Source organism: Pseudacidovorax intermedius (assembly GCF_001476815.1).
In the GTDB taxonomy this organism is placed as follows: domain Bacteria; phylum Pseudomonadota; class Gammaproteobacteria; order Burkholderiales; family Burkholderiaceae_C; genus Xenophilus; species Xenophilus intermedius_A.
This window is the reverse complement of the sequence record NZ_LDSL01000031.1, coordinates 1-9,959: the sequence shown is the minus strand read 5'-3', so window position 1 is coordinate 9,959 and position 9,959 is coordinate 1. Positions and strand designations below refer to the sequence as shown.

Sequence of the window (9,959 nt, the reverse complement as noted above, 5' to 3'; positions counted from 1 at the left end):
TCGATGCCGGGCAATCCGTATGACGGCCACACGCTGGCCGAGACGCTGGAGCAGGAGGGCATCCTCACCGGGACGGACAGGCCGCCGGCGACGGCCATCGTGGACAGGGGCTACAAGGGCGTGAAGCTCGAAGGGGTCCGCATCCTGATGTCAGGCCAGAAGCGCGGGATCTCCCGGGCGCTGCAGGCCATGATCAAACGGCGCAGCGCCATCGAGCCGACCATCGGGCACATGAAGATGGACGGTCGCCTCGCTCGCAACCCGCTCAAGGGCGCGCTGATGTGCGGCGCCGGGCACAACCTGCGAATGATTCTGGCCGCGCTGCGGCTTTGTTGCGCCCGCATCGGGCTGTCCGTGCAGGCGGCTGTCGCCGCGCTGATCGGCCATTCGCTCAACTACCGGCCTGCCTGCGGCTGACATCGGTATTGTTCAGGGCGCACTACTCAGGCGCGCTTCAACCACTCACGAATGCCGTTGGCATCGGCCGTGCCGAGCCGCCATGTCCGTGCGCTGCCGGGCAGCGTCAGCGTGATGCGCAGCAGGTGCCGGTCGCGCGCCACCAGCGCGATGCATTTCTTCGCGTCGCCCACGTACAGCGCGATGTCGTCGAGCTTGCCGATGCGCCAGCCTTCCGCAGCCTTCGCGTTGCGGGCGGCGGCCTCGACGCCCAGCCATTCGTCGCCGGCAGCGAAGCCGGCTTTCTCGGCCGCACCGCCGCGCAGCACCATCTTGACCTTGACGGTACCGCCGCTATCGTCCACCCGCAGCCCCAGCGCCTGAGCCAGCTGCGCGGGGTCGTCGTGCACTGCCACGCCATGCGCGGCAAGCAACTCGCGCAACGGCAGTTCGGCCGTGCCCTGGGCCCACTGCCTCAATTCGCTGGCATAGCCGCGTCCGCCGATGGCCTCGAGCGCTGTGGCAATGGCTGCCTCGTCGATCGGCCCGCCTTCGCTGGCGCGCCACAGCTCACGCATCACCTCGTCCAGCGACCCCTTCCTCTCCCGCCGCAGCGTCAGGTCCAGGCACAGCGCCACCAACGCCCCCTTGGTGTAGTAGCTCACCGTCATGTTCGGCGTCTGCTCGTCTGGCCGGTAGTACCGGATCCAGGCGTCGAAGCTCGCATCGGCCACCGACTGCACGGCCGCACCAGGCGTCTGCTGCACCTGGTTGATGGTCTTGTTCAACAGCTTGAGGTACGTGGCGTCGTCGATGCAGCCGGCGCGGCGCAGCAGCAGGTCGTCGTAGTAGCTGGTGAAGCCTTCGAAGAACCACAGCAGGCGCGTGTAGTTCTCGCGGGTGTAGTCGTAGCGGGCGAACTCGGCCGGCCGCAGGCGCTTGACGTTCCAGGTGTGGAAATACTCGTGGCTGATCAGGCCGAGCAGCGTGGTGTAGCCCTCCGGCTGCTTGGCGGTGCCGCGCCGGGGCAGGTCGCGGCGGGTGCAGATCAGCGCGGTGCTGTGCCGGTGCTCCAGGCCGCCGTAGCCGTCGTCGGTGGCGTTGAGCATGAAGACGTAGCGGTCGTGCGGGGCGGGGTGCCTGGCGGTGGCACGGGCCTTGGGCGAGCGCTTCGCCTTGGCGGCAGCCGTCGGCCCCTCACCCGGCTTCTCCCCAGCGGGGAGAGGAGGAAGACCCGGGTCGTCCTTGTGCCAGAAGCGCATCTGGGTCTCGCAGATGGCGCGGGTGTCGGCGATCAGCTTGTCGCCGTCGAAGGACGGCGGGGCGCCGGCGACGACGAAGCGGTGCGGCACGCCCAGCACGTCGAACTCGGCGCTCCAGAAGGCGCCCATTTCGACCGGGCTGTCGGCCACCTCGTCGTAGTCGGCGGCCTGGTAGGTGCCGAAGCCGCGGCGGTCGGTCTTGACGGGGCGCAGCGCAGTCGCCAGTTCCCACGGCGCATCGCCCTCGGGCAGCACGGGCGGCACGATCTCGATGTGGCAGGGCGCGTCGTCCTGGCCTTCCACGCGCAGGCACAGGCTGGTGCCGTTGAAGAAGCCGCGAAAACGGTCCAGCCAGGCGGTGCGCACCGAGTTGTCGAAGGCGCAGACCACGTAGCGCACCACCAGCGGCTGCCCGGCCTTGGCGGCGATGCGCCAGCTGGCCTTGTCCAGCTGCGTCACGACCACGTTGCGCCGGCCCTGCGTCGCCTTGGGCGCACCTTCCAGGTTGCGGGCGAATTCACGAACCAGATAGCTGCCCGGAATCCACACGGGCAGAGACACGACCTGGTCCGCAGCCGGCCGGTCGATGCTGAGCGTGACCTCGTAGAGGTGGGCGTTCAGGTCCGCCACCGCGATGCGGTAGCGCAGGGCGGGGGCGGCGGCCGGCATCAGTTGCCGGCGGCGGAGAGTTGCTGCTCCACCTGCGCGGCGGGCACGGCGCCCGGGGTGCGCGTGCCGTTGGCGAACAGCAGGGTCGGCGTGCCGGTGATGTTGTACTTGCGGCCGAACTCCACGTTGCGCTTCAGGGCCTGGGTGTCGCACTCGGCGTTGGTGGGCTTCACGCCGTCCATCATCCAGTCGGTCCAGGCCTTGGCCTTGTCCTTCGAGCACCAGATGTCGCGCGACTTCACGGCCGAATCGGGGCCCAGCACGGGGTAGAGGAAGAGGTGGATGGTCACGTTGTCCACCTTGCGCAGTTCGCGCTCGAACTGCTTGCAGTAGCCGCAGTTCGGGTCTTCGAAGATGGCCAGCTTGCGCTTGCCGTTGCCGCGCACGATCTTGATGGCGTCCTGCACGGGCAGCTTGTCGAAGTCGACGGCGGTGAGCTTGTCCACGCGTTCCTCGGTGAGGTTGCGGCGGTTCTTCACGTCGATCAGGTGGCCCTGGATCAGAAAGTTGCCCTGCTCGTCGGTGTAGTACAGGTCGAAGCCCTGGCGCACTTCCCACAGGCCGGGCATGGGCGACTTGCGCACCTCGTCGATCTGCGCGAGCTGCGGAAAGCTGCCGCCGAGGTTCTTGCGGATCTCGGCTTCGCCGGCGTGGGCGGTGGCCAGCGCGGCGGCCAGGAGGAGGGGGGCGATGTATTTCATGATGCGAGGGTATGGCTCCTCTCCCCCCTGGGGAGAGGCTGGGTGAGGGGCCTGCGCCTCAACGGGCACAGGAACGAGGGATGGCGGCGCGAGCCCTCACCCCAACCCTCTCCCAGAGGGAGAGGGAGAAGAAAAGCCGGGTGCCAGGCCCATGGCGCGGCGCGCGACCCAGTCCTTGAGGAAGGGGCTGCGGTCGAAGCCCAGCATGCCCCAGTTGCGCAGCCGCGCCAACGGTTCGATCCCCTGGGCAAACAGCTGCTGCAGGCCGTCGGTGGCCATGCCCATGGCCAGCACGTCGGTGCGGCGCGCGCGCTCGTAGCGGCGCAGCAGGCGGGCATCGCCCACGCTGCGCCAGTAGTCCCGCTCGCGGATCACACGGGCCAGTTCGTCCGCATCGGCCAGGCCGAGGTTGAGGCCCTGGCCGGCCAGCGGATGCACGGTGTGCGCGGCGTCGCCGGCCAGCACCCAGGCGCCGCCCTCGTCGAAGCGGCCCGACCAGCGGTCGGCCGTGGCCCGCTGCAGCGGCCAGGCGGCGCGCTCGCTCGTCAGGGTGAAGGCGCCCAGGGCGTCGTGGCTGGATTCCTGCAGGCGGGCGCAGAAGCTGTCGTTGTCCAGGTCCAGCAGTTCGGGCGCGCGCAGCTGGCTCACCGACCAGACCAGCGCCACCTGCCGGCCCTCGGCGCCGCCCATGGGCAGCAGCGCCACCACGTCGCCCTGCGCGGTGAACCACTGGCGGGCCACGCCGCCGTGGGGCCGCTCGGCCTCCAGGCGCGCGGCGATGGCCTTCTGCGGATAGCGGGTCACGTCGTACTGCACGCCCAGCGTCTCGCGGGTGGTGCTGGCCTTGCCTTCGCAGACCACGGTGAGCGCGGCCTTGACCGGCGCATCGACCACCTCGACCTGCGGCGCGAAGCGCACGGCGGCGGCCAGTTGTTCTTCGAGCGCGGGCACGTCCACGATCCAGGCCAGGGCATCGACCTTCTGCGATGCGGCGTCGAAGCGCACCCGGCCGTCCGCATCGCCGAAGACCTGCATCTCGCGCACCGGCGTGGCCTGCGCCGCGTCGGGCCAGGCGCGCAGCGATGAGAGCAAGGCGCGCGAGGCGGCATTGAGCGCATAGGCGCGCACGTCCTGCGGTGCAGTCGACGGGGTGGGCGGTGCCTCGGCCACCAGGGCCACGCGGACCCGTTCTCGGGCCAGCAACAGGGCCAGCGTGCGGCCGACGATGCCTGCGCCGCGAATGCAAACCTCGGGGGGAAGAGCCATCGAAACATTGTAGGGAGCGCCCCTGGGCACACGCCGCAACCCCGACAATGCCGCCGGCCGCCGACGGCGGCCCGCTTCCTGCTGATGACGCCCGTGGCGTGCCGCGCCGCACCGTCCCCTCGTCCACCGACCGGGCCTGACCGTCCCACCCCTTTGCCGTGACCGCTACCACCGCCCCCGACCTCTCGCGCTTCGACCTCCAGGGCCGCATCGGCCGGCTGATCGTCTACCCCGTCAAGTCCTGCGCCGGCGTGGAGGTGCAGGAAGCCCTGCTCACCGAGACCGGCCTCGAATTCGACCGCGCCTGGATGGTGGTGGACGAGGCGGGCCGCTTCCTCAGCCAGCGCGAGCTGCCGCGCATGGCGCTCATCCGCCCGCAGATGAAGCACTACGAAATGGTGCTGCGCGCCCCCGGCATGCTGGCCCTGCACATTGCCTACGACCGGGTTGAGGCGCCGGTGCGCGTCACGGTCTGGAAGGACGAGGTCGCCGCCTACGACATGGGCGACGTGGCGGCCCAGTGGTTCAGCGACTTCCTGGCCGAGCCCGGCCAGCCGCCGCGGCGGCTGCGGCTGGTGCGCTTCGACCCGGAACACAAGCGCCTGTCCAGCCGCCGATGGACGGGCGAGGTCGAGGCCCAGACCCAGTTCGCCGACGGCTTCGCGCTGCTGGTCATCAGCCAGGCGGCGGTGGACGAGCTGAACCAGCGCCTCGCCGCCCGGGGCCAGGCGCCCGTCGACGCGATGCGTTTCCGGCCCAACCTCGTGCTGGCCGACGTCCATGCCCACGACGAGGACCAGCTGCAGATGATCCACATCGGCACCGAGCAGGGCGAGGCGCGGCTGCAGCCCGTCAAGCCCTGCATCCGCTGCAGCATCCCCGACGTGGACCTGGCGACCGCGCAGACCGGCACCGCCGTGGCCGACGCGCTGCGGGACTACCGCGCCGATGCGCGAATGCAGGGGGCGGTCACCTTCGGCATGAACACGATCGTGCGCGAAGGGATAGACCATATTTTGAGGGTGGGCCAACCCGTCGGAGCCAGCTACAGTTTTTGATCGTTTACGCAGTGGCGAGAGGGCCCGGGTATGAAGATCACGGTGGTGGGCTCGGGTTATGTGGGGTTGGTGACGGGGGCCTGCCTCGCAGAAATGGGCAACCACGTGATCTGTCTGGACCTGGACGACGCCAAGATCCGGGTCCTGCGCGACGGCCAGCTGCCGATCCATGAACCGGGGCTGCTGGAGGTCGTCCGCCGCAACGTCGAGGCGAGTCGCCTGGAGTTCACGGCCGACACCGACGCAGCGATCCGCCACGGCACCTTCCAGTTCATCGCCGTCGGCACCCCCCAGGGCGAAGACGGCGCCGCCGACCTGCGCCACGTGCTCGCCGCCGCCCGCGCCATCGGCGAGCGCATGACCGACTACAAGGTCATCGTCGACAAGAGCACCGTGCCCGTCGGCACCGCCGACCAGGTGCGCGCCACCATCGACGCGGCGCTGGCCGAGCGCAGTGTGGCGCTGGACTATGCGGTGGTGTCCAACCCCGAGTTCCTGAAGGAAGGCGCGGCCGTGGACGACTTCATGCGGCCCGACCGCATCGTGGTCGGCGCCGACGACGAGCGCGCCATCCTGCTGATGCGGGCGCTGTACGCGCCCTTCATCCGCAACCACGACCGGCTGCAGCTGATGGACGTGCGCAGCGCGGAGTTCACCAAGTACGCCGCCAACGCCATGCTGGCCACGCGCATCAGCTTCATGAACGAGCTGGCGCTGCTGGCCGAGAAGGTGGGCGCCGACATCGAGCAGGTGCGCCGCGGCATCGGCAGCGATCCGCGCATCGGCACGCACTTTCTCTATGCCGGCGCGGGCTATGGCGGCTCCTGCTTTCCCAAGGACGTGAAGGCGTTGCTGCGCACCGGCCAGGCACATGGGCACGACCTGTACGTGCTCGACGCGGTGGAGCGCGCCAACGAGCGGCAGAAGCAGGTGCTGGCCGCCAAGGTGGTCGCCCGTTTCGGCGAGGACCTGCAGGGCCGCCGCTTCGCGCTCTGGGGCCTGGCCTTCAAGCCCGGCACCGACGACATGCGCGAGGCGCCCAGCCGCGTGCTGATCGCCGAGCTGCTGGCCCGTGGCGCCGAGGTGGTGGCCTACGACCCGGTGGCGATGGACGAGGCGAAGCGCCTGCTCGGCGACGCACCGCGCCTGCGCTATGCCGACAGCGCCGTGGCGGCGCTGGAGGGTGCCGATGCGCTGGTGCTGGTCACCGAATGGCGCGAGTTCAAGAGCCCCGATTTCGACGCCATCCGCACCCGCCTGCGCGCCCCCGTCGTCTTCGACGGCCGCAACCTGTTCGAGCCGGCGCTGATGCGCAGCCTGGGCATCGAGTACCACGCGATCGGGCTGGCGACGAAGTGAGGGGCCGAGGCCGCACCGGTGCTGCGGGCGGCCCCTCTCCCCAACCCCTCTCCCGCGAGGGGAAAGGGGCGATGGACGAGCGATGGGCCTTAGAAGCTCACCCCGGCGATGAGGATGATGTTGGCGTACGGCGTGCACTCGCCCGTGCGCACGATGGCGCGGGCCCTGGCGCTGCGCTGCTTGAACTCCTCGTGCGACACCGTCTGCGGCGCCATCGCCAAGGTGGCCGGATACCACGCCGGCCGGTCCTGGCCGGCGGGCAGGGCCTCGCAGGCGACCACGGCGTCCTCCACCGTCAGTTCGCTCAGCACGGCGGCCAGCACGTTGTCCAGCCGCGGCACGCCGCGCGCCACCGCCAGGTCGATGCGGCGCGGGCCGTCGGGAATGGGCAGGCCGGCATCGCCGAGGACCAGCATGTCGCCATGGCCCATGGCGGCGATGACCTGGGAGAGTTCGGCGTGCAGGAGGTGGGTGCGTTTCATGGCAGGGCGAGCGGTGCGGGCGGGACGGGGCTGGCGAGCACCTCGTCGCGCGAAGGAATGGAAGGCTGGGCGCCAGGCCGGCCGATGCACAGCGCCGCGGCGCGGATGCCCAGCTGCACGGCGGCGTCGAAGGTCTCGCCGCGCGCCAGCGACACGGCCAGCGTGCCCAGGAAGGTGTCGCCGGCGGCGGTGGTGTCCACCGCCTTCACGCGCAGTGCGGCATGGTGGCGGCAGCCGTCGGCGTCGGCCGCCACGGCGCCTTCCCCACCCAGCGTGACGACGACACGCACCGGGCCGCGCGACAGCAGCGCGCGCGCGGCCACGGCCGCATCGGCGATGCCGGCCACCGGCAGGCCGGACAGCATCTGTGCCTCCAGCTCGTTGACCACCAGCGTGTCGATGCGCGGCCAGAAGGCCTCGGGCAGTGCCTGCATGGGCGAGGGGTTCAGCAGCACCTTGCAGCCGGCCTGGGCGGCGACCTCCATGGCCAGGCCGACCTGGTCCAGCGGCGTTTCGAACTGCAGCACCAGGAAGGCGGCGCCCGCCAGTTGCGTGCGCAGCACGTCCGGCGCCACCTGCACGGCCGCGTTGGCGCCGGGGATGACGACGATGCGGTTCTGGCCGCTGTCCTCCACCATCACCAGCGCGACGCCGGTGGGCGTGGCGGGCGCGACGCGCACCCCGTCGGTGTCGATGCCGTCGCGGGCCAGCGCATCGCGCAGCGCGGTGCCGTGGGCATCGGCGCCCACGCAGCCCAGCATGCGCACCGCGCCGCCCTGGCGTGCGCAGCCCACGGCCTGGTTGCCACCCTTGCCGCCGGGCAGGTGGTCGATGGAGCGGCCATGCAGCGTCTCGCCGGCGGCCGGGGCGTGCGGCACGCGCACCACCACGTCCATGTTGAGGCTGCCGAGCACGACCAGCAGCGGGGCATCGGCGGGGGCGGAGAAACGGTTCACGGCGTCAGGCACGGGCAGTAGGGGGAATGGGAAGGCCGAAACGCGCGGTCGAGTCGCGCACCCGCAGCTCCGGCTGCAGCAGCACCTTGCGGCCGATCAGCCGCTGGCCGTCGATGCGCTCCAGCAGCATGTCCACCGCCAGTGCGCCGATGCGGGCCTTGGGCTGGGCCACGGTGGTCAGCGGCGGGCTGGCATAGGCGCTCAGTTCGATGTCGTCGAAGCCCACCAGCGACAGGTCGTCGGGCACGCGCAGCCCGCATTCGTGCGCCGCGCGCAGCGCGCCCATGGCCATCAGGTCGTTGCCCACGAACACGGCCGAGGGCCGGTCGGCGCTGCGCAGAATGGCATGCATGGCCTCGTAGCCGCCCTGTGGCGTGAAGCCGCCATGCCACAGCAGCGTGCCGCCCGCGACCGGATGCCCCGCCTCGGCGAGCGCCAGGCGCCAGCCTTCGATGCGCTGCTCGCTGGGCACCAGGCCGGCCGGCCCGCCGATGCAGGCGATGCGCCGGTGGCCCAGCGACAGCAGGTGCCGCGTGGCCAGCAGGCCGCCCTGCATGTGGGCCGTCTCGACCAGGTCGCAGGCCGGGTCTTCCACCTCGCGGTCCACCAGCACGGTGGGCATGCGCAGGCCGGCCAGCAGCGCGGGCAGCGAGGCGTCGCCGCCGCTGGAGACCACGATCAGCCCGTCGATGCGCCGCTGCGCCAAGACCTGCAGGTACACGCCCTGGCGCTGCGGCTCGTCGTCGGTGTTGCACAGCACCAGCGTGTAGCCGGCGCCGAAGCAGCGGTCCTCCACCACCCGCACGATCTCGGCGAAGTAGGGGTTGGAGCTGTTGGGAATCAGCATGCCCAGCGTGCGCGTGCTGTTGCTCTTGAGGCTGCGCGCCACGGCGCTGGGCACGTAGCCCAGGGCGCGGATGGCGTCCTCCACCCGGGCGCGGCCTTCGGCGCTGACGGTGCGTGTGCGGTTGACCACGTGCGACACGGTGGTCACCGACACACCGGCACGCAGGGCGACGTCCTTGATGGTGGGCATGAGTGGGAGAGAAGGGCCGTCAGGCCGCGCCAGCGCGGCGCTGGCGCACGGTGTCGATGATCACGGCCGCCACGATCACGGCGCCGGTGATGATGCGCTTGGCCGGCTCGCTGGCGCCCACCTGGGCCAGGCCGGCTTCCAGCACCGCGATGATCAGCACGCCGAAGAAGGTGTTGATGACCGAGCCGCGTCCGCCCATCAGGCTGGTGCCGCCGATGACCACCGCAGCGATCACCTGCAGCTCGATGCCGGCGCCGGCATTGGGGTCGGCGGCCTCCAGCCGGGCCGACTGCATCAGCCCGCCCAGGCCGGCCAGGAGGCCGGTGACGGCGAACACGGCGATGCGGATCGGCCGCGGGTCGATGCCCGCCAGGCGCATCGCTTCCTCGTTGGTGCCGATGCCCACCACGTGGCGGCCGAACACGGTGCGCGTGAGCACCAGGTGGCCCACGATCACGATGGCCACGGCCAGCACGAAGGCCGAGGACACGCCGCCGATCCACGGCGCTGCCAGGCCGGCGATGGCATCGCCCACATACTGCGTGCGCGAATCCGTCACCAGGTAGGCGCCGCCGCGCACCGCTTCGAGCATGCCCAGCGAGACGATGAAGCTGGGCAGCCGCCAGGCCACCGACACCGCGCCGGTGACGGCGCCGCACAGCAGGCCCGTGGCCAGGCCCAGCGCGGCGGCGGCGGGCACGGCCAGCTTCCACTGCAGGATGGCGGCGGCCGTGACGGCCGCGCTCAGCGCCAGCACCGAGCCCACCGACAGGT

At 71.1% G+C, this 9,959-nt stretch carries 9 protein-coding genes and 1 pseudogene; 3 read left to right on the top strand and 7 right to left on the bottom strand.

Annotation, left to right across the window (positions count from 1 at the left end; all coding sequences use genetic code 11):
* Window positions 1-417, top strand: a pseudogene (locus NS331_RS04570) (IS5/IS1182 family transposase); the annotation flags it as partial.
* 26 nt (window positions 418-443) lie between these two features.
* On the opposite strand, the gene NS331_RS04565 reads toward NS331_RS04570, so the two are convergent.
* The 3 genes from NS331_RS04565 to NS331_RS04555 all read right to left on the bottom strand — a co-directional run bounded on the left by NS331_RS04565 (window position 444) and on the right by NS331_RS04555 (window position 4,294).
* Window positions 444-2,327: a M61 family metallopeptidase gene (locus tag NS331_RS04565; protein WP_058640830.1), complete on the bottom strand. Its 1,884-nt coding sequence runs from the start codon at window positions 2,325-2,327 to the stop codon at window positions 444-446.
* Complete coding sequence (locus NS331_RS04560; protein WP_058640829.1) at window positions 2,327-3,028, bottom strand: DsbC family protein; 702 nt, start codon at window positions 3,026-3,028, stop codon at window positions 2,327-2,329. The genes NS331_RS04565 and NS331_RS04560 overlap by 1 nt, the downstream gene beginning before the upstream one ends.
* Window positions 3,029-3,124: 96 nt before the next feature.
* Entirely contained in the window at window positions 3,125-4,294 is a 1,170-nt protein-coding gene (locus tag NS331_RS04555; RefSeq protein ID WP_058640828.1) for an FAD-dependent monooxygenase, read from the bottom strand.
* 158 nt (window positions 4,295-4,452) lie between these two features.
* On the opposite strand from NS331_RS04555, the gene NS331_RS04550 reads away from it, so the two are divergent.
* On the top strand, window positions 4,453-5,352 hold the full coding sequence (locus tag NS331_RS04550; protein ID WP_058640827.1) for an MOSC domain-containing protein: 900 nt from the start codon (window positions 4,453-4,455) through the stop codon (window positions 5,350-5,352).
* 30 nt (window positions 5,353-5,382) lie between these two features.
* Window positions 5,383-6,711, top strand: a complete 1,329-nt coding sequence (locus tag NS331_RS04545) for a UDP-glucose dehydrogenase family protein (RefSeq protein WP_058640826.1) — start codon at window positions 5,383-5,385, stop codon at window positions 6,709-6,711.
* An 89-nt stretch (window positions 6,712-6,800) separates the two neighbouring features.
* Here the strand turns inward: NS331_RS04545 and rbsD are convergent, their stop codons facing one another.
* From rbsD to NS331_RS04525, 4 genes are all read right to left on the bottom strand, one after another.
* Window positions 6,801-7,193 carry a D-ribose pyranase gene (gene rbsD / locus NS331_RS04540; protein ID WP_058640825.1) on the bottom strand — a complete coding sequence of 131 codons (393 nt, stop codon included), beginning with the start codon at window positions 7,191-7,193 and terminating at the stop codon, window positions 6,801-6,803.
* Window positions 7,190-8,149 (bottom strand): ribokinase, encoded by a 960-nt coding sequence (gene rbsK, locus NS331_RS04535; RefSeq protein WP_275936444.1) that lies wholly within the window; start codon window positions 8,147-8,149, stop codon window positions 7,190-7,192. The genes rbsD and rbsK overlap by 4 nt, the downstream gene beginning before the upstream one ends.
* A gap of 4 nt (window positions 8,150-8,153) precedes the next feature.
* Window positions 8,154-9,185 carry a LacI family DNA-binding transcriptional regulator gene (locus NS331_RS04530; protein WP_058640823.1) on the bottom strand — a complete coding sequence of 344 codons (1,032 nt, stop codon included), beginning with the start codon at window positions 9,183-9,185 and terminating at the stop codon, window positions 8,154-8,156.
* A gap of 19 nt (window positions 9,186-9,204) precedes the next feature.
* Window positions 9,205-9,959, bottom strand: a 755-nt coding sequence (locus NS331_RS04525; RefSeq protein ID WP_058640822.1) for an ABC transporter permease, incomplete at its 5' end; no start/stop codon positions are given.